17 protein-coding genes and 1 pseudogene are annotated in these 16,827 nt (G+C 58.3%); 8 read left to right on the top strand and 10 right to left on the bottom strand.

The genetic code is table 11. The features are described from left to right. Positions 1 to 93 precede the first annotated feature (93 nt). Positions 94 to 462, top strand: coding sequence for a PilZ domain-containing protein (locus ACMXYH_RS28235; RefSeq protein WP_134422364.1), 369 nt, complete (start codon positions 94 to 96; stop codon positions 460 to 462). Between the two features lie 124 nt (positions 463 to 586). Here the strand turns inward: ACMXYH_RS28235 and radA are convergent, their stop codons facing one another. After that, the gene (gene radA / locus ACMXYH_RS28240) at positions 587 to 1,954 is read right to left on the bottom strand and encodes a DNA repair protein RadA (RefSeq protein WP_008149143.1); all 1,368 of its coding nucleotides are present in this window, start codon (positions 1,952 to 1,954) and stop codon (positions 587 to 589) included. A 672-nt stretch (positions 1,955 to 2,626) separates the two neighbouring features. Here radA and mscL point away from each other — a divergent pair. After that, positions 2,627 to 3,052 (top strand): large-conductance mechanosensitive channel protein MscL, encoded by a 426-nt coding sequence (gene mscL / locus ACMXYH_RS28245; RefSeq protein ID WP_134422368.1) that lies wholly within the window; start codon positions 2,627 to 2,629, stop codon positions 3,050 to 3,052. Positions 3,053 to 3,086: 34 nt separating this feature from the next. Here mscL and ACMXYH_RS28250 read toward each other — a convergent pair whose 3' ends face one another. Continuing rightward, entirely contained in the window at positions 3,087 to 3,863 is a 777-nt protein-coding gene (locus tag ACMXYH_RS28250) for a ferredoxin--NADP reductase (RefSeq protein WP_415765609.1), read from the bottom strand. A 345-nt stretch (positions 3,864 to 4,208) separates the two neighbouring features. On the opposite strand from ACMXYH_RS28250, the gene ACMXYH_RS28255 reads away from it, so the two are divergent. Beyond that, complete coding sequence (locus ACMXYH_RS28255) at positions 4,209 to 4,937, top strand: autoinducer binding domain-containing protein (protein WP_415765610.1); 729 nt, start codon at positions 4,209 to 4,211, stop codon at positions 4,935 to 4,937. A 176-nt stretch (positions 4,938 to 5,113) separates the two neighbouring features. After that, positions 5,114 to 6,238, top strand: a complete 1,125-nt coding sequence (locus ACMXYH_RS28260; protein WP_415765611.1) for a methyltransferase — start codon at positions 5,114 to 5,116, stop codon at positions 6,236 to 6,238. Positions 6,239 to 6,249: 11 nt separating this feature from the next. On the opposite strand, the gene ACMXYH_RS28265 is transcribed toward ACMXYH_RS28260, so the two are convergent. The 3 genes from ACMXYH_RS28265 to ACMXYH_RS28275 are packed head-to-tail and all read right to left on the bottom strand — an operon-like array spanning position 6,250 to position 8,928. Next, on the bottom strand, positions 6,250 to 6,420 hold the full coding sequence (locus tag ACMXYH_RS28265; RefSeq protein WP_082555883.1) for a DUF2474 domain-containing protein: 171 nt from the start codon (positions 6,418 to 6,420) through the stop codon (positions 6,250 to 6,252). 57 nt (positions 6,421 to 6,477) lie between these two features. Continuing rightward, positions 6,478 to 7,485 (bottom strand): cytochrome d ubiquinol oxidase subunit II, encoded by a 1,008-nt coding sequence (gene cydB, locus ACMXYH_RS28270; protein WP_056744661.1) that lies wholly within the window; start codon positions 7,483 to 7,485, stop codon positions 6,478 to 6,480. A gap of 3 nt (positions 7,486 to 7,488) precedes the next feature. After that, complete coding sequence (locus ACMXYH_RS28275; protein WP_415765612.1) at positions 7,489 to 8,928, bottom strand: cytochrome ubiquinol oxidase subunit I; 1,440 nt, start codon at positions 8,926 to 8,928, stop codon at positions 7,489 to 7,491. A 485-nt stretch (positions 8,929 to 9,413) separates the two neighbouring features. Here ACMXYH_RS28275 and ACMXYH_RS28280 point away from each other — a divergent pair, with 485 nt between their 5' ends. Next, positions 9,414 to 10,652, top strand: coding sequence for an MFS transporter (locus ACMXYH_RS28280; RefSeq protein ID WP_415765613.1), 1,239 nt, complete (start codon positions 9,414 to 9,416; stop codon positions 10,650 to 10,652). A 22-nt stretch (positions 10,653 to 10,674) separates the two neighbouring features. Here ACMXYH_RS28280 and ACMXYH_RS28285 read toward each other — a convergent pair whose 3' ends face one another. Together ACMXYH_RS28285 and ACMXYH_RS28290 are read right to left on the bottom strand one after the other, a co-directional pair. Next, positions 10,675 to 11,226 (bottom strand): DJ-1 family glyoxalase III, encoded by a 552-nt coding sequence (locus ACMXYH_RS28285; RefSeq protein WP_129441039.1) that lies wholly within the window; start codon positions 11,224 to 11,226, stop codon positions 10,675 to 10,677. A gap of 66 nt (positions 11,227 to 11,292) precedes the next feature. Then, positions 11,293 to 11,748, bottom strand: a complete 456-nt coding sequence (locus tag ACMXYH_RS28290) for a DUF4879 domain-containing protein (protein ID WP_134422382.1) — start codon at positions 11,746 to 11,748, stop codon at positions 11,293 to 11,295. A 215-nt stretch (positions 11,749 to 11,963) separates the two neighbouring features. On the opposite strand from ACMXYH_RS28290, the gene ACMXYH_RS28295 reads away from it, so the two are divergent. Together ACMXYH_RS28295 and trmA are read left to right on the top strand one after the other, a co-directional pair. Next, complete coding sequence (locus ACMXYH_RS28295; RefSeq protein ID WP_129441035.1) at positions 11,964 to 13,259, top strand: NCS2 family permease; 1,296 nt, start codon at positions 11,964 to 11,966, stop codon at positions 13,257 to 13,259. Further along, a complete protein-coding gene (gene trmA / locus ACMXYH_RS28300; protein WP_415765614.1) occupies positions 13,256 to 14,335 on the top strand; it encodes a tRNA (uridine(54)-C5)-methyltransferase TrmA in 1,080 nt (359 codons plus the stop codon). Before ACMXYH_RS28295 ends, trmA begins: the two co-directional genes overlap by 4 nt. A gap of 54 nt (positions 14,336 to 14,389) precedes the next feature. Here the strand turns inward: trmA and ACMXYH_RS28305 are convergent, their stop codons facing one another. From ACMXYH_RS28305 to ACMXYH_RS28315, 3 genes and pseudogenes are all read right to left on the bottom strand, one after another. Continuing rightward, positions 14,390 to 14,836, bottom strand: a complete 447-nt coding sequence (locus ACMXYH_RS28305; protein ID WP_415765615.1) for a DUF2442 domain-containing protein — start codon at positions 14,834 to 14,836, stop codon at positions 14,390 to 14,392. Next, positions 14,833 to 15,261, bottom strand: a complete 429-nt coding sequence (locus ACMXYH_RS28310; RefSeq protein ID WP_056744643.1) for a hypothetical protein — start codon at positions 15,259 to 15,261, stop codon at positions 14,833 to 14,835. The genes ACMXYH_RS28305 and ACMXYH_RS28310 overlap by 4 nt, the downstream gene beginning before the upstream one ends. 218 nt (positions 15,262 to 15,479) lie before the next feature. Continuing rightward, positions 15,480 to 15,679: pseudogene (locus tag ACMXYH_RS28315) on the bottom strand (tautomerase family protein); the annotation flags it as partial. Between the two features lie 133 nt (positions 15,680 to 15,812). Between ACMXYH_RS28315 and ACMXYH_RS28320 the strand changes: the two are divergent. Further along, positions 15,813 to 16,724 carry a LysR family transcriptional regulator gene (locus ACMXYH_RS28320; RefSeq protein ID WP_095130673.1) on the top strand — a complete coding sequence of 304 codons (912 nt, stop codon included), beginning with the start codon at positions 15,813 to 15,815 and terminating at the stop codon, positions 16,722 to 16,724. The last annotated feature ends 103 nt before the right edge of the window (positions 16,725 to 16,827 follow it).

Here is a 16,827-nt window from a genome sequence, read left to right on the forward strand (position 1 = left end):
AGGCCATCCCCCGACATGGGTTGAGCCATCACTTTGCTGGCAGCCTTTGACAATGCGGGTCTATAGTCAGCGAACATTTACGAGGATTGCGCCATGAGCGAGCACCCTGCCGATCGCCGCCGCTTCAAACGTATTGCGTTCGATGCCCGAACCGAGCTGAGCCAAGGTGAATTCGTCTGGCCGGTGAAGTTGATCGACCTGTCACTGAAGGGCCTGTTGATCGAAAAGCCCGAACCGTGGCTGGGGAATCGGGAGTGGCATTTCCTGGTCGATATTCATCTCAACGAGGACGTCGAGATCAAGATGGATGTGATGTTGACCCACGATGACCATGGCCAGCTCGGTTTTGTCTGCAAACACATCAGCCTGGAATCCATCGAGCGTTTGCGGCGGTTGATCGAACTCAACCTGGGCGACCCCGAGGAACTGGAGCGCGAGCTGGGAGCGCTGATCGAAGTCTGATGACTGGCACCATTTCAAAGCGGGCTTGCTCGCGAAGGCGGTGTGTCAGACAACATCATTACTGAATGTCAGTCCGACTTCGCGAGCAAGCCCGCTCCCAAAAGGAATGCATTTCACCCTGTTGCTATTCGAACAACGCGTCCAGCGCCTGTTCCAGACGTGTTACGGCAATAATCTGCAACCCCGGCGGCGCTTCTTTAGGCGCATTGCCCTTGGGCACGATGGCGCGTTTGAAGCCGTGCTTGGCGGCTTCTTTCAAGCGTTCCTGGCCACTCGGCACCGGGCGTACTTCGCCGGAAAGCCCGACTTCGCCGAATACCAGCAGATCATGAGGCAGTGGCCGGTTGCGCAAACTTGACATGACCGCCGCCATCAGCGCCAGATCGGAGGCTGTTTCCAGCACCTTCACCCCGCCAACCACGTTGAGAAACACATCCTGATCGTGGGTCGGAATGCCGCCGTGACGGTGCAGCACCGCCAGCAACATCGCCAGACGATTCTGGTCCAGACCCAGCGTTACCCGACGTGGATTGGCCAGGTGACTGTCGTCCACCAGCGCCTGGACTTCCACCAGCATCGGCCGCGTCCCTTCCCACGTCGCCATGACCACACTGCCCGGCACTTCTTCTTGCGCACGGGTGAGAAAAATCGCCGAAGGGTTGGAGACTTCTTTCAGCCCCTTGTCGGTCATACCGAATACGCCCAGTTCGTTGACGGCGCCGAAACGATTCTTCACCGCCCGCAGCAAACGCAAGCGCCCATCGGATTCGCCTTCGAAATACAGCACCGTGTCGACCATGTGCTCCAGCACACGCGGTCCAGCCAATGCACCTTCTTTCGTCACGTGACCGACCAGGAAAATGGCCGTGCCGCTCTGCTTGGCATAGCGCACCAGCAATGCCGCGCTTTCCCTGACCTGGGACACGCCGCCCGGCGCCGATTGCAGCTGCTCGGTGAAAATCGTCTGAATCGAGTCGATCACCATCACCTTGGGTTTTTCCTGCCGGGCGGTGGCGATGATGGTTTCGATGCAGGTTTCGGTCATCACCCGCAGTTGATCCTGAGGCAAGCCGAGACGGCGGGCGCGCATGGCGACTTGCTGCTGGGATTCTTCGCCGGTGACGTACAGCGCCGGCATGACTTTGGCGAGGTTGCACAAGGTTTGCAGCAGAATGGTCGATTTGCCGATGCCCGGATCACCGCCGATCAGCACCACCGAGCCGTCTACCAGACCACCGCCCAGCACCCGATCGAGCTCGCTGGAAGCTGTGGAAAAACGCGGGATTTCTTCGACGCTGACTTCGGCCAGGGTTTTGATTTGTGCCTGTTGACCGGTCCAGCCGGTGCGACCGCTGGGGGCTGCGGCACCACCGCTCTCCACCATGGTTTCGGTCAGGGTGTTCCAGGCCCCGCACTCACCGCACTGGCCAGCCCACTTGGGGAAGGTTGAGCCGCACTCGGTGCAGCCGTACATGCGCTTGGCCTTGGCCATCTGAACTCCCGGCAAAAACCGCGATGATAGCTCAGCTGGTGCGGATCAGCGCGGCTGAAGTTACCCAGCGGATCTTCGGTAGCAACTTGTTTAGCCCCTGGAATATATTCACCGCATCACTAATCATAAAAACTTGTACAACTTCCACCCCGACATATCCAACCAAATACTAGTCTTGCCTAGTAAAACAAAAATCGAAACCTGTACAAGTCTTAGCCATTTAAAACCCGAACGTACAACCCAACTATTAAGCCAACCTTATAATATGAACAGCCAAGCCAATGGCAATATAATGGCCTTCTGAAATTTAGCACAGGTAATTTGTTTGAGGAGCGAGTCTTTATACCCTGCAAACCAATCATATAAAAACTTCATGTACTGCATATTGCCTTGCATCAATCCAGTGATGCGAATACCCCTACTCTCTATAGTTTTATCCTGCACCTCCCTCCACTCGGCAGAGGCGAGTGATCGACGGATAAAATGTTCAGCGGGCGCGCTGAAGGCCTTAGTCCAAAGCGGCTATCCCGAGCAGAGTGATGGCAATTTCAAACTTTCTACCGCTGAGAAGGTCGGTAGCAGGCAAGCTCTGTAAGCAGGTGTTTCGAGCAGGATGCATCATGCTGATTTACACTGCGCTCACCAACCTCATCTGTAACAAGGAAATAACCTATGGGCGTGATAACTGAGTTCAAGGCCTTCGCGGTCAAAGGTAACGTGGTCGACATGGCCGTCGGTATTATCATCGGCGCCGCCTTCGGCAAGATCGTTTCATCATTTGTCGGCGACGTGGTGATGCCACCCATTGGCCTGCTGATCGGGGGGGTGGACTTCAGTGACCTGGCCGTCACGCTCAAAGCAGCCAACGGAGATATCCCGGCGGTAGTGATGGCGTACGGCAAATTCATCCAGAGCCTGATTGACTTCATCATCGTCGCCTTCGCGATCTTCATGGGCGTCAAAGCCATCAACCGCCTGAAACGCGAAGAGGCCGTTGCGCCAACGCTGCCGCCGGTTCCGACCAAGGAAGAAGAGCTGCTGGAAGAGATCCGCGATCTGCTCAAGGCTCAGAACAATCGGCCCTCAACAGGTCAGTAAAACAAGCAACGGCGCCCTTGAGACGCCGTTTTTTTTACCAGTAGTTTTCCACCGCCACTTGCCCGGGTCGGCGACTGAGGCTCAAGTGCATGTGGCGCTGTTTGAGCAATTTGCGCGTGTCATCGATCATCTGCGGATTGCCGCAGAGCATGACCCTTGAGTGCTCGGCCGTCAGCGCCAGGCCTGCCGCCCGCTCCAGCTCGCCATTTTCGATCAGCGCAGTGATCCGGCCACTCAGAGCGCCATGATGCTGCTCGCGCGTGACCGTGGTGATGAATTGCAGCTTGTGCGCAAACTCCGCTAAATAGTCGCGTTGCGCCAACCCGCTGACGAGGTCCTGATAAGCCAGTTCCCGGGCTTCGCGCACACTGTAGACCAGGACGATTCGCTCGAATTTCTCCCAGACCTCGAAGTCCTGCAGGATCGACAGAAACGGCGCCAGACCAGTGCCTGTGGATAACAACCAGAGATCACGACCGTCGACAAAGCGATCCAGCGTCAGGTAACCAAAGGCCTGACGCTCGACCAGCAGCGTATCGCCGACTCCCAACCGACTCAGCTCACTGGTGAACTCCCCCCCAGGCACCACAATGGAAAAGAATTCGAGGAACTCGTCATAGGGCGACGACACCATGGAATAGGCCCGCCATACGGTGCTGCCGTCAGCCTTGGTAACGCCCAGCCGGGCGAATTGACCTGCACGAAAACGAAAACCCGGATCCCGGGTGGTCCGCAGGGTAAACAGACTGGGGGTCAGCGACTGGACGTCGAGCAAGGTCTGGCGAGTGAATTTTTCTGCACTGGCGGTCATGGGGTGCTCCATTCAACAGATAGCCACAGTGTCCCGCAAAGCGGAGTGATTAAACACCGGTGATTTGTAGTGGCTTTAGCCAGGGACTCATTCGCATTAATTTCATAGTACGACTTAACATTAACCACCCAGTTAACACACAAATCCAAAGCTGATTATTGTAAGCACGACATTTCGTTGTCTATACCAGTACTCCCTAAACGTTAGAACCAGATACTTGTTTAAAAATCGTAAACAAAGCCAAAAATTCTCAACACATACACAGGAAACATCCTACACTCGGTTCGTGCCGGATCTTGGATCCAAAAATGACACCCCAAGTAACGCCACACATGGAGAGACACTATGGAGAGGTGGAAGGAATCACAACTCAACCAATTATCGCGGACAACGGAGATTGAGACTGCCTACCGGATTTCACTGGGTTTCGCGAAAAATATAGGCTTTAAATTTTTCGCCTTTTCAACAACATACCCAACAAAAACTGACCACTTCAATACAGTCCAGCTCAACTACCCTACGGACTGGAACATTGAATATGAACAAAAAAATTTCAGCGCAATAGACCCAGTAGTGGCTCACTGCAATCACTCCAGATTGCCTGTCCTATGGAGCGAAGAACTTTTTTCCAAGACCCCGTGCTTGTGGGATGCGCTTGAGAAACAAGGATTGCAGCACGGCTGGTCACAATCGATCCATGACGAGGACAGTGGTGTTTCCAGCATTCTGAGCCTGGCCAGAAGCCATTGCCCGATCACTGCGTTTGAACTGTATGAAAATCTCGGTTTTTCAGTGTTCATCGGGCGCCATCTGCATGCGTTGATCGCACAGACACTGCCCAGGAAATCGACCAAGCCACCCGTGCCGCATTTGTCCCCCCGCGAGATCGATGTATTGAGACTGGCGGCTGACGGCAAGACGGCGTACGAGAGTGCCAGAATCCTTAACCTCAGCGCACGCACAGTCAATTTCCACGTGCAAAGCGCCATTCTGAAACTCGGGGTCAATAACAAGATTTCCGCAGTCATCGCCGCCACCAAGGACGGTATTCTCAACAGCAGCGCGATACGCTGACCCAAAAAACCTGCAAGTAATCCAAAAGAAAAAAACGTACCATTTGCGGTCCTTCTTGAGTGATGACGTGTGAACCTTCACGACGCAGTACACTCGGACGGTCTCGCCCGCAACAACGCCCCTGGGCCGCGGGACACCAGTTGATGACCCCTGTTGATTACCCAGAGCCCCGCCTCATGCCCTTGCTCGAAACACCCTTCGCCCGACTCGACCTGATCCGCCAGCCCGAACAGCAGAACGAACCGCTGCAGGCGTTTGATGCCGCAGACGAATACCTGCTCACCCATCTGGCTGACCAACAGCCCTCGGCCGACACTCGGGTTTTGGTGCTCAACGACAGCTTTGGCGCATTGGCCGCCAGCCTGGCGGGCAAGGTTCAAGTGAACAGCAGCGGCGACTCGTTCCTGGCCTTTCAGGCACTGGAAAAAAATCTGATCCGTAACGGCCAGGCGTTTGATGCGGTGCCAAGCGTACCTGCCAGTGAAGCCTTTTCAGGCCCTTTCGACCGGGTACTGATCCGGGTCCCGAAAACCCTCGCCTTGCTGGAAGAACAAGTGATTCGTTTGCAGGGTCAACTGGCGCCGGGGGCTCAGGTGATTGCTGCGGCGATGATCAAGCATTTACCCCGCGCCGCGGGTGATCTGCTGGAACGCTACATCGGCCCGGTGCAAGCCTCGCTGGCGGTGAAGAAGGCTCGGCTATTGATCGCGACCGCTGAGGTCAAAGCACCCGTCGTATCCCCCTACCCGACCCGTTATCGACTCGACGCCCCTGATATCGAACTGCTCAATCACGCCAATGTGTTCTGCCGCGAAGGGCTGGATATCGGCACGCGAGCGTTTTTGCCGCACCTGCCAAAGAACCTGGGCTCGGCGCGGGTAGCCGACTTGGGTTGTGGCAACGGGGTTTTGGCCATCGCCAGCGCCCTGCAAAACCCCGAGGCTCACTACACCCTCGTGGACGAGTCGTTCATGGCCGTGCAATCAGCAGCCGAAAACTGGCGCGCGGCGCTGGGTGACCGGGAAGTGGTTGTACGTGCCGGCGATGGGTTGGCGGGTCAGGAACCTCAGTCTCTGGATGTCGTACTGTGCAACCCGCCGTTTCACCAACAACAAGTCGTCGGCGACTTCCTGGCCTGGCGCATGTTCCAGCAGGCCCGAGAGGCGCTGGTGGTGGGCGGCGCGTTGTACATCGTCGGCAACCGTCATCTGGGTTATCACAGCAAGCTCGCGCGGCTGTTCCGCGGCGTCGAGCAAGTGGCGGCCACACCTAAATTCGTGATCCTTAAAGCCCGCAAATAAGGGGCAAAAAATCAGTGGGTCGTCAGGCCCGCGGCATTCATGAACATGCGCATCAGGCTGGCCACGATGAACAGCGCCACAACGCTGCCGGTCCAGATCATCGCCAGCCAGCCGAGGCGCTGCCAGAGCGGCTTTTTCTCTGCTGCTTCGATTTCCTGCAAGGAATGTTTACCCGCCTTCATCGCAATCTCCTCTGAAGAAATGGCGCAGGTATCAGCCCTGCGCCCCTGTCGCGCGCTCTAGTGATAGCCATCTTCGTGGGTGACCTTGCCGCGGAACACGTAGTAGCTCCAGAAGGTGTAACCCAGGATGAACGGGATGATGAACAGCGTGCCCACCAGCATGAAGCCCTGGCTTTGCGGCGGTGCGGCGGCGTCCCAGATCGAGATCGACGGCGGCACGATGTTCGGCCACAGGCTGATGCCCAAACCGCTGTAGCCGAGGAAGATCAGCACCAAGGTCAGCAGGAATGGCGTGTAGTGCGCATTGCGAGCCACCGCGCGGATCAGACCGTACATGGTCACCAGCACCAGAATCGGCACCGGCAGGAACCAGAACAGGTTTGGCAGGGTGAACCAGCGAGCGGCAATCTCGGCGTGGGCCAGCGGGGTCCAGATGCTGACGATACCGATCACTGCCAACACCACGAAAGCCAGCGGTCGAGCCAGGTCATGCATCTGCTCCTGCAACTTGCCTTCGGTCTTCATGATCAGCCAGGTGCAACCGAGCAGCGCATAAGCCACCACTAGCGCCACGCCGCAGAACAGGGTGAACGGCGTCAACCAGTCCAGTGAGCCACCGGCAAATTGGCGATTGACCACCGGCAACCCATCAATGAACGCACCCAACGCAACGCCCTGGAAAAAGGTGGCGGCGACCGAGCCACCGATGAACGCCTTGTCCCAGAGATGGCGCTTGTCGTCCCTGGCCTTGAAGCGGAACTCGAAGGCCACACCGCGGAAGATCAGCCCGATCAGCATAAAAATCAACGGCAGGTACAACGCCGAGAGCACCACCGAATAGGCCAGCGGGAAGGCCCCGAACAACGCTGCGCCACCCAGTACCAGCCAGGTTTCGTTGCCGTCCCAGACCGGCGCGACGGTGTTCATCATGACGTCACGATCGGTCTTGCCCGGAATGAACGGGAAGAGAATCCCGATCCCCAAATCGAAACCGTCCATGACCACGTACATCATGATGCCGAAGATGATGATCACGGCCCAGATCAGCGGAAGATCAATACCCATGATTCAAATCTCCTTGGTCAGGCTGGGATCGTGGTCGGCGTCGGCAGGATCGTCGGCTGCGGACAGCGGACGGGCCGGTGTGCGTTTCTTGCCTGGACCGCCCTCGGGCGTTTCCTTGCCTTCGTCGATCTTCGGCCCTTTGCGCACCAGGCGCATCATGTAGCCCAGACCGGCACCGAACAGCGCGAAATAGACCACGACGAACATGATCAACGTGATGCTCATCTGCATGAAGCTGTGATTGGAGGACGCATCTGCTGTGCGCATCAGGCCGTAGACGACCCACGGCTGACGGCCGATTTCAGTGGTAAACCAACCGGCGAGGATCGCGATCAGGCCGGATGGCCCCATCCACAACGCCAGGTACAGGAACGGCCGCGAGGTATAGAGCTTGTCGCGTTTACGCAGCCACAGGCTCCACAAACCGGTGAAGATCATCAGCATGCCCAGACCCACCATGATCCGGAACGACCAGAACACAATGGTCGAATTCGGCCGGTCTTCAGGCGGGAATTCCTTGAGTGCCGGGACCTGTTTGTCCAGCGAGTGCGTGAGGATCAGGCTGCCCAGATACGGGATCTCTACCGCGAATTTGGTCCGCTCTTCTTTCATGTCCGGCCAGCCGAACAGGATCAGCGGGGTCGGCTCATCGCCGTGGTTTTCCCAGTGGCCTTCAATCGCGGCGATTTTCGCCGGCTGATGCTTGAGCGTATTCAGCCCGTGGAAGTCACCGATGACGGCCTGAATCGGCGCCACGATCAAGGCCATCCACATGGCCATCGAGAGCATGGTGCGGATCGCCGGGTTGTCCTTGCCGCGCAGCAAATGCCAGGCCGCCGAGGAACCGACGAAGAAAGCAGTCGCGACAAACGCCGCCGTCGACATGTGTAGCAGACGGTAAGGGAACGACGGGTTGAAAATCACCGCCAGCCAGTCCACCGGAATCACCTGGCCATTGACGATTTCGTAGCCTTGCGGGGTCTGCATCCAGCTGTTGGAAGCGAGAATCCAGAAGGTCGATATCAGTGTGCCGATGGCGACCATGACCGTGGAGAAGAAGTGCAGATTGCGCCCGACCTTGTTCCAGCCGAACAGCATGACACCGAGGAAACCGGCTTCGAGGAAGAATGCGGTGAGTACTTCGTACGTCAGCAGCGGCCCGGTCACGGAGCCGGCGAAGTCCGAGAAGCGGCTCCAGTTGGTGCCGAACTGATAGGCCATGACGAGCCCGGAGACCACGCCCATGCCGAAGTTGACCGCAAAGATCTTCGACCAGAAGTGGTACAGATCGCGGTACGTGTCGTTATGGGTTTTCAGCCACAGGCCTTCGAGCACCGCCAGGTAACTCGCCAGGCCAATGGTGATGGCGGGAAATAGAATGTGAAACGAAATGGTGAACGCAAACTGCATCCGGGCGAGATCAAGTGCCTCCAAACCGAACATAAGTCTTCCTCTGTCAGGTAATACCGGCTGAAGGCTTGCGGCCTACACCCACTGCCCCCACGGATATGGAGTGTGGCGAATTTGAATTCGTTCTTTTTTTACAAACATCACAACGTAGGGAGTCTGGCCATCTGGCCGCCGGATCAATTCCACGAGCGGTCTTGATCTGGATCAAGCAACGTTAAAAGAGTAGTCCCATTTTTGACGATGGACGGTGTGGTCTTTTGCCGCGTGACAGGTTGCCTCACTGGCCTGGTCATAAGCAGTAACACATACCTCTGTGGGAGCGAGCTTGCTCGCGAAGCGGTGTGTCAGGCGACAGATGAGTGACTGATACGCCGCCATCGCGAGCAAGCTCGCTCCCACAGGGGGATTTCCGCGTTTTCGAGATCGGTGTCTAGCTAACGAAATTTCCCAGCCATGCAACTTTTGGTTACAGCTTGGTGATAATCTCGACCCTCTCCTCGCTCAAGACCTGCCCTCAGATGCCCAGCCAAGCGCCCTTGCTGTTACGTCATCACCGCCCTTTTATCGCGTTCTGGCTGGCTCGGGTGTTTACCGCCAGCGGCTTTCAGATGCTCACGGTGGCCATTGGCTGGAACCTCTACCAACTGACCGGCAATGTGCTCGACCTGGGCCTGGTCGGTCTGGTGGAGTTTGCCCCGCGAGTGCTGTTCATGCTGCACACCGGGCATGTCGCGGACCGTTATGACCGGCGCAAGGTCGCGGCAATCTGTCAGTCCCTGCAAGCGTTGATCGCCCTGTCGCTGGCCATCGGTAGCGCGACCGACAATGTCACCCGGGAGATGATCTTCATCCTCGCGTTCCTGCTCGGTGCCGCCCGCTCCTTCGAAATGCCGACCACTCAGGCTCTGTTGCCGAGCATCGTGCCCAGCGCGCTGTTCCCCCGCGCGGTCGCCGCCGCCCAATCCGCACAGCAATCGGCGACTATCGTTGCCCCGGCCCTCGGTGGGTTGCTTTACGCCTTCGGCAGCGTCTGGGTCTATGGCCCGACGGTGATCCTCTACATCATCGCCTGCCTGCTGATGCTCAACCTGCCTGCACGGCAGACACCGCTGAACAAGGGCAAGGCGACGCTGGATTCGTTGCTGGCGGGTATCCGCTTCATTCGCAGTCGTCCGGACATTCTCGGGGCGATTTCTCTGGATCTGTTTGCCGTCCTGCTCGGTGGCGCGACGGCGTTGCTGCCGGTGTTCGCCAAGGACATTCTGCTGACCGGCCCTTGGGGCTTGGGCCTGCTGCGTTCAGCGCCGGCAGTCGGCGCGCTGCTGATGTCGCTGTACCTGGCGAGATTTGCCGTGGAACGCAAAGTCGGACGGGTCATGTTCACCGCCGTGGGCGTGTTCGGTGTCGCGACCATTGCGTTCGGCCTGTCGACCTCGTTCTGGTTTTCCCTGGCGGTGTTGGTGGTGTTGGGCGCGGCGGACATGATCAGCATGGTGATCCGCGCCTCCTTCGTGCAACTGGAAACCCCGGATGAAATGCGCGGCCGGGTCAGTGCCGTGAACGGTTTGTTCATCGGTGCTTCGAACCAGTTGGGCGAGTTTGAATCCGGCTTGACCGCCCACTGGTTCGGCACCGTGCCAGCGGTGGTCATGGGCGGTATTGGCACGTTGGTGGTGACCGGGGCGTGGATCAAACTGTTCCCGACCCTGGCTAACCGCGACCGCATGCATGTGGCGGTGGAAGAAGTGAAGGCTTGAAGCAGTTTGCCCAGCGCACTCTCTAAACCACCAACTCCCCCGCCACCGCCGCTCGCCTGGCTTTGCCGCAGAGTTGCTCCACCAGCGTCAGGGCGAATTGCAACGCCGCCCCTGAACCTTGTGCAGTGATGCAGTTGCCATCGACCACCACCGGTTGATCGACGAAGTTGCACCCCAACAGTTGATGGCTGGCCGATGGCAGGCAGGTCATGCGCCGCTGACGCAGTACGCCAAAGGCTTGCAGCGCCAGCGCCGGGGCCTCGGCGATGCCGGCGAACAGGCGCCCGGCCGCCGCCTGATCCTTGATCAATTGTTGCAGGGGTTGATGCGCCGCCAGATGTTGCGCCCCTACGGCACCGCCGGGCAGGACGATCAGATCGAACGGCTGGGCCAGCACGTCTACCAGCATCGCATCGGACGTCACTCGGGTGCCGCGCGCGCAGGTGAGCATGCGCCGTCCCTCGATGCTGGCCACCACCACTTCAACCTTGGCACGGCGCAGCACATCGATCAGGGTCACTGATTGCAGGTCATCGATGCCCTCGGCGAGGGTAATCAGAGCTCTAAAGGTCATGGGCGCAGTCCACTGGATGATCTTTAAAGCGTAGTCAGCTTTCCTGCCCCTTGTTCGAACCGGCCGTTACTTGATGTAAAGCTGCGTCGACAGCGTATTGCCGGGCGCGTTGATCGACGTGTTGCTGAAGGTGAACGTGCCTTCCTGCTTGCCTGCCAGATCGAAGACATACAAATAGCCGACGGTTTTTCTCCCGACGGTGCACTCAGTCAGGTTGCCATTATCGAAAGCACAGATAGGGGTCCGGGTGCCGTTCACCTCAAAACCATCCAGCCCAACATGCGCGCTACGACCGTAACCGACTTCCAACACGTAGACCTTGATGTTCGGTCCGCTGTGATTGCAGCGGGTTTGCTCTTGCCCCTGCGCGATGTCTTCAAAGCCGCAGCCCGGCGACTCGACCTTGAGTACCTTCACCTGACTCAGCGGCGCCGCCGATGCAGCCGAAGCGGTGTGTGCCCCCAGGAACAAGGCGATCGCCATTGCAAATACGGCAATCAGACGTTTATTCATGCAATACATAAGTCCCCCCCAAAATCAGCGCGCAGTATGGCGCACTTGGCTTTACCGCAAAACATCGACGACGATCGCAGCCATAAGCAGCCATAGCCCCACGCTGCTGGTATGATGCGCGGCTTTTTCCGACCCTCAGAAAATTACCAGGCGCCAGCAGCGGTCTGTGCTTTGCTGTTGAGGTCGATACATTCACGGCGCCTTGCGCGCCACGGGGAGCAGACATGCTGGAAAGGCTGTTTCAACTCAAGGCACACAACACCAACGTGCGGACCGAGATACTGGCGGGCGTCACGACCTTTTTGGCCATGGCCTACATTCTGTTCGTCAACCCGAGCATCCTCGGCGAGACCGGCATGGACAAGGGCGCGGTGTTCGTCGCCACGTGTCTGGCAGCCGCCATCGGCTCCACGGTGATGGGCCTGATCGCCAACTACCCGATCGCTCTCGCCCCGGGAATGGGCCTGAACGCCTTCTTTACCTACACCGTGGTCCTGCACATGGGCCACACCTGGCAAGTGGCGCTGGGTGCGGTATTCATCTCGGCAGTGCTGTTTTTCCTGCTGTCGATCTTCCGCATCCGCGAATGGATCATCAACAGCATCCCGTTGCCGCTGCGTTCGGCGATTGCCGCCGGTATCGGTCTGTTCCTGGCCCTGATCGCCCTGCATAACGCGGGCATCGTGGTGAGTAACCCGGCAACCATGGTCGGCCTCGGCGATTTGAAACAACCGGCCCCGATCCTCGCGACCCTCGGCTTTGCCCTGATCGTGGCGCTTGAAGCGCTTAAAGTGCGCGGCGCGGTACTGATTGGCATTCTGGCGGTGACCATCGTTTCGATCCTGATGGGTTTCACCCCGTTCGGCGGCGTGATGTCGATGCCACCGTCCCTGGCCCCGACTTTCCTGCAACTGGACATCAAGGGTGCCCTGGACATCGGGCTGGTCAGCGTGATCTTCGCCTTCCTGTTCGTTGACCTGTTCGACAACTCCGGCACCCTGATCGGCGTCGCCAAGCGCGCTGGCCTGATGGGCAAGGACGGCCACATGCCGAAAATGGGTCGCGCCCTGATCGCCGACAGTACCGCGGCCATGGCCGGTTCGCTGCTGGGCACTTCGACCACTACCAGCTACATCGAATCCGCAGCCGGCGTGAGTGCCGGTGGCCGCACCGGCCTGACCGCCGTTGTCGTGGCGATTCTGTTCCTGTTGGCGCTGTTTTTTTCGCCATTGGCGGCCAGCATTCCAGCCTTTGCTACCGCGCCTGCACTGCTGTTCGTCGCGGTACTGATGACATCCGGCCTGGCCGAAATAGACTGGGACGACATCACCGTCGCAGCACCGGTCGTGGTCACTGCTCTGGCCATGCCGTTCACTTATTCCATCGCCAACGGCATCGCCTTCGGTTTCATCTCCTGGACCGCGATCAAGTTGCTGTCCGGCCGCGGCCGTGAGCTGAACCCGGCACTGGTGATTCTGTCGATTCTGTTCGTGATCAAGTTGGGTTGGTTCAACGCATGACTTTTGATTCCAAGGCTTACGCCGTTCAGCTCGAAGAGAAGGTCACGCGCCTGCGTGACCTGTTGGCCCCGTTCGGTGCGCCAGAACCTGCGGTGTTCGACTCGCCGCTGCAGAATTTTCGCCTGCGCGCCGAATTCCGCCTGTGGCGCGAAGCCGGTGAGCGTCACTACGCGATGTTTTCCCAGGAAGACAAGCGCACGCCGATCCTGATCGAAGAATTCCCGATCGCCAGCCTGCGCATCAACGAGTTGATGCCGCAACTGAAAGCGGCATGGCAAGCCAGTGCGGCTCTTAGCCACAAGTTGTTCCAAGTGGAGTTCCTGACCACCCTGGCCGGCGATGCGATGATCACGCTGTGCTATCACCGCCCGCTGGACGAGCACTGGCACGCGGCAGCGTCGAAACTGGCAGCTGACCTGAACGTCAGCGTCATCGGCCGCTCCAAGGGCAAACGCGAAGTGATCGGTCACGATTACGTGGTCGAGCAGATGGACGTCGGCGGTCGCACCTTCAGCTATCGCCAGCCGGAAGGCGCGTTCACCCAGCCCAACGGCACCGTGAACCAGAAGATGCTCAACTGGGCTTACGACTCACTCTGCGATCGCTCCGACGATTTGCTGGAGCTGTATTGCGGCAACGGCAACTTCACCTTGCCGCTCGCGACGCGCGTACGCAAAGTGCTGGCCACTGAAATCAGCAAGGCGTCGGTCAATGCCGCGTTGAGCAATCTCAGCGAAAACGCTGTGGATAACGTCACCCTGGTGCGCTTGTCCGCCGAGGAGCTGACCGAAGCCCTGAACGAAGTTCGTCCGTTCCGTCGCCTGCACGGTATCGACCTGAAGAGCTACGAGTTCGGTAGCGTCTTCGTCGATCCGCCTCGCGCCGGCATGGATCCGGACACCTGCGAGCTGACCCGTCGCTTCGACAACATCCTCTACATCTCCTGCAACCCGGAAACCCTGGCGGCCAACATCGCCCAGTTGCACGACACCCATCGCATCACCAGATGCGCAATGTTCGACCAGTTCCCGTGGACCCATCACATGGAATCCGGGGTCTTGTTGACCCGCCGGTAATTGCCAGTGCCAGATACAAATCAGCCGTCATCACGACGGCTTTTTTGTGCGTGCTTAAAGGGGGATATCTGTCTTGCGCGGACGCCCTCCCTTACGGCCATTCGCCCGCGCAGCCTCTGCTTTGGCGGCGCTACTTTGGCGACCATTGCGCGAGGCGATGACCGACGCGGCCATATCCATCAGCGGCTTGCTGGCCGAAACCATCCCGGCGATGGAGACCTGCAGATCCTTGCCCTCGTGGCAAAGGGCTGTCCCGGAAAAGCCGACTTTCAGGTCTGCGAAATCCTCGACGTCGAAATCATCGAACTCCGGATAGTGCTGCACGGGCAACAGCACGCCACTGCCATCAATGAAATTGACCGCCAGGCGCGGTTCCACAAAGGTCACCGAAGTCGCCCGCAAACCGCCTTTGTGACGCACTTGGCCACGCTGGATGGCTTCATCCAGCACGGCTTCGGTTACGGGCCGATCCACCAACATTTTTGCTGTTATCGTTTTCATAGTTCGATCTCCACGCCCTCCGGAACGCCCATCAGCGCCAGTAGGGTCTTGTTCGTCTCGGGCTCATAGCAAGCCGAGCCAATCATGCAGGTCGTACTGGCGACCCTTTTTACCACCACGACTTCGCTGGTTTGCCAGTCCCATATCTGATGATCGAGGCAGACCGTGTGCAGCTTGTCCCACCAGATACACCGAGCGCGGCGCAAATGAGCGGGTTGTCCTAGCGCGTGACGCAACCCTTCCAGCACCGCCACAGGTGGCCTGCGAGAATGAGGAACCACGTCCCACAGTTCGACACTGTTGTGCCAGAAGCTGAATTTGAAGCGCGCACTCCAGGTTCCGGCATCCACATGTGCATGAGGCGGGCAGTGCTCATCGCGCAACATGATCACCATTGAAAACCCTTTGTAGCTGAATAATCTCATGCTAACCCATCCGTTAGGTTAATGAGCCCGAAGACCCGACATTCCCTGGAAAATCCGATAACTGGCGCTGTGTTGAATCATCACTGCGACTTTTGAGACTAGCGCCAAGGCTCGGCTCGAGCCGGTGGAGAACACCGCAAAATGGTAAGCAATCCTTTCCTCGTGCCTACAAAAAGCCGTCCCGAGGACGGCTGTCTTGGCTTGTCAGGGAATCGACCCGACTGGTTTTTTCGATACTCGGTGGTGTTGATGCCCGCATACCCCCAGTTATCCGTGTCGACTTCCTCGATCACAATGTGGGTCAGCTCCGGAGGCTTACCGAGGACTCGCTGCAAGGTGTCGGTGATTTCAGCGATGACCTGGGCCTTCTGCTCCCGGGTCACACCATCGCGGGTAATACTACGCTGACGAAAGGCATGCTGGTTCTCCTTTTTGCTGATTAAGAAAGGCTTAGTGCTTGCCGCTGCTCATCACCAACTCTCTGTATCTGTGTGCAGGCATCTGATAAATACTGACTCACACACTTCATTTGATACCCGGTGTAATCAATCATGCAGCGACAATTCGACGATCTTCAGCTGGGCAGCATCGAACTGTTTTGTCTGGCCGCCGAAGCCGGCAGCTTTACCGCCGCCGCGCTGGTGGCTGGTGTGACGCCGGCAGCCGTGAGCCGTTCGGTGTCGCGCATGGAAGAACGCCTGGGCGTGCGGTTGTTCGCCCGCACCACCCGCAGCGTCAAACTGACCGACAGTGGTCGGCGGTATTACGAGGAATGTCGCCAGGCGCTGGCGCAACTGGTCGAGGCCCAGCGCGAGGTCATGGGCCAGCAGCAGCAGCCGTCCGGCACCTTACGCATCAGCATTCCCACCACCTATGCCCATCACCGGATTTTGCCGTTGTTGCCGGCATTTCGGGCACGCTTTCCAGCGGTGAAGGTCGAGTCGCACATCAGCAATCGCAACATCGATTTCGTCGGCGAAGGCTATGACATGGCGATCCGCGTGCGGGCGATTCCGGATTCCGGCCTGATCGCCCGACAGTTGGAAGACGCCGCGTTGGTGATGATTGCCAGTCCTGATTACCTGAAGCACGCGGGCATTCCACAAACGCTGGATGATCTTAAACAGCACGAGTGCATCCAGTACGAATTGCCCAGCAGCGGTCGGCGGATTGCCTGGCTGTTCAACGACAATGGCGTGCACCGGGAGATTCTGGCCGAGGGCAATCTCAGTTGTTCCGACGATGTGCTGGGCGGCGTGACCCTGGCCAAACACGGGGCGGGATTGTTTCAGACCTATCGCTTCATCGTCGAAAACGAACTGGCAGATGGTTCGCTGGTGGAAGTGCTCAAGCCGTATGGCGGACGCTCGCGACCGTTCACCCTGCTCTACCCGCAAACCCGCCATATGCCGTTGCGATTGAGGGCGTTCATCGATTTTCTAGTGGAGCATCTGCCCCGCTGAAAAGCCGAAACCGTCCGATCACCGCACACAAAAACCCTGCGAGTCGCCTCTTCAATTGACCAAATTAACCAGCTAGTACAATTTATCTCCACAGGCTGAAACC

The organism is Pseudomonas frigoris (assembly GCF_047758635.1).
Lineage (GTDB): Bacteria > Pseudomonadota > Gammaproteobacteria > Pseudomonadales > Pseudomonadaceae > Aquipseudomonas > Aquipseudomonas frigoris.

Excerpts from the sequence above, each read along its gene's own strand:
- ACMXYH_RS28235 (WP_134422364.1), top strand. The coding sequence starts at position 94 with ATGAGCGAGCACCCTGCCGATCGCCGCCGCTTCAAACGTATTGCGTTC.
- radA (WP_008149143.1), bottom strand. The coding sequence starts at position 1,954 with ATGGCCAAGGCCAAGCGCATGTACGGCTGCACCGAGTGCGGCTCAACC.
- mscL (WP_134422368.1), top strand. The coding sequence starts at position 2,627 with ATGGGCGTGATAACTGAGTTCAAGGCCTTCGCGGTCAAAGGTAACGTG.
- ACMXYH_RS28250 (WP_415765609.1), bottom strand. The coding sequence starts at position 3,863 with ATGACCGCCAGTGCAGAAAAATTCACTCGCCAGACCTTGCTCGACGTC.
- ACMXYH_RS28255 (WP_415765610.1), top strand. The coding sequence starts at position 4,209 with ATGGAGAGGTGGAAGGAATCACAACTCAACCAATTATCGCGGACAACG.
- ACMXYH_RS28260 (WP_415765611.1), top strand. The coding sequence starts at position 5,114 with ATGCCCTTGCTCGAAACACCCTTCGCCCGACTCGACCTGATCCGCCAG.
- ACMXYH_RS28265 (WP_082555883.1), bottom strand. The coding sequence starts at position 6,420 with ATGAAGGCGGGTAAACATTCCTTGCAGGAAATCGAAGCAGCAGAGAAA.
- cydB (WP_056744661.1), bottom strand. The coding sequence starts at position 7,485 with ATGGGTATTGATCTTCCGCTGATCTGGGCCGTGATCATCATCTTCGGC.
- ACMXYH_RS28275 (WP_415765612.1), bottom strand. The coding sequence starts at position 8,928 with ATGTTCGGTTTGGAGGCACTTGATCTCGCCCGGATGCAGTTTGCGTTC.
- ACMXYH_RS28280 (WP_415765613.1), top strand. The coding sequence starts at position 9,414 with ATGCCCAGCCAAGCGCCCTTGCTGTTACGTCATCACCGCCCTTTTATC.
- ACMXYH_RS28285 (WP_129441039.1), bottom strand. The coding sequence starts at position 11,226 with ATGACCTTTAGAGCTCTGATTACCCTCGCCGAGGGCATCGATGACCTG.
- ACMXYH_RS28290 (WP_134422382.1), bottom strand. The coding sequence starts at position 11,748 with ATGTATTGCATGAATAAACGTCTGATTGCCGTATTTGCAATGGCGATC.
- ACMXYH_RS28295 (WP_129441035.1), top strand. The coding sequence starts at position 11,964 with ATGCTGGAAAGGCTGTTTCAACTCAAGGCACACAACACCAACGTGCGG.
- trmA (WP_415765614.1), top strand. The coding sequence starts at position 13,256 with ATGACTTTTGATTCCAAGGCTTACGCCGTTCAGCTCGAAGAGAAGGTC.
- ACMXYH_RS28305 (WP_415765615.1), bottom strand. The coding sequence starts at position 14,836 with ATGAAAACGATAACAGCAAAAATGTTGGTGGATCGGCCCGTAACCGAA.
- ACMXYH_RS28310 (WP_056744643.1), bottom strand. The coding sequence starts at position 15,261 with ATGAGATTATTCAGCTACAAAGGGTTTTCAATGGTGATCATGTTGCGC.
- ACMXYH_RS28320 (WP_095130673.1), top strand. The coding sequence starts at position 15,813 with ATGCAGCGACAATTCGACGATCTTCAGCTGGGCAGCATCGAACTGTTT.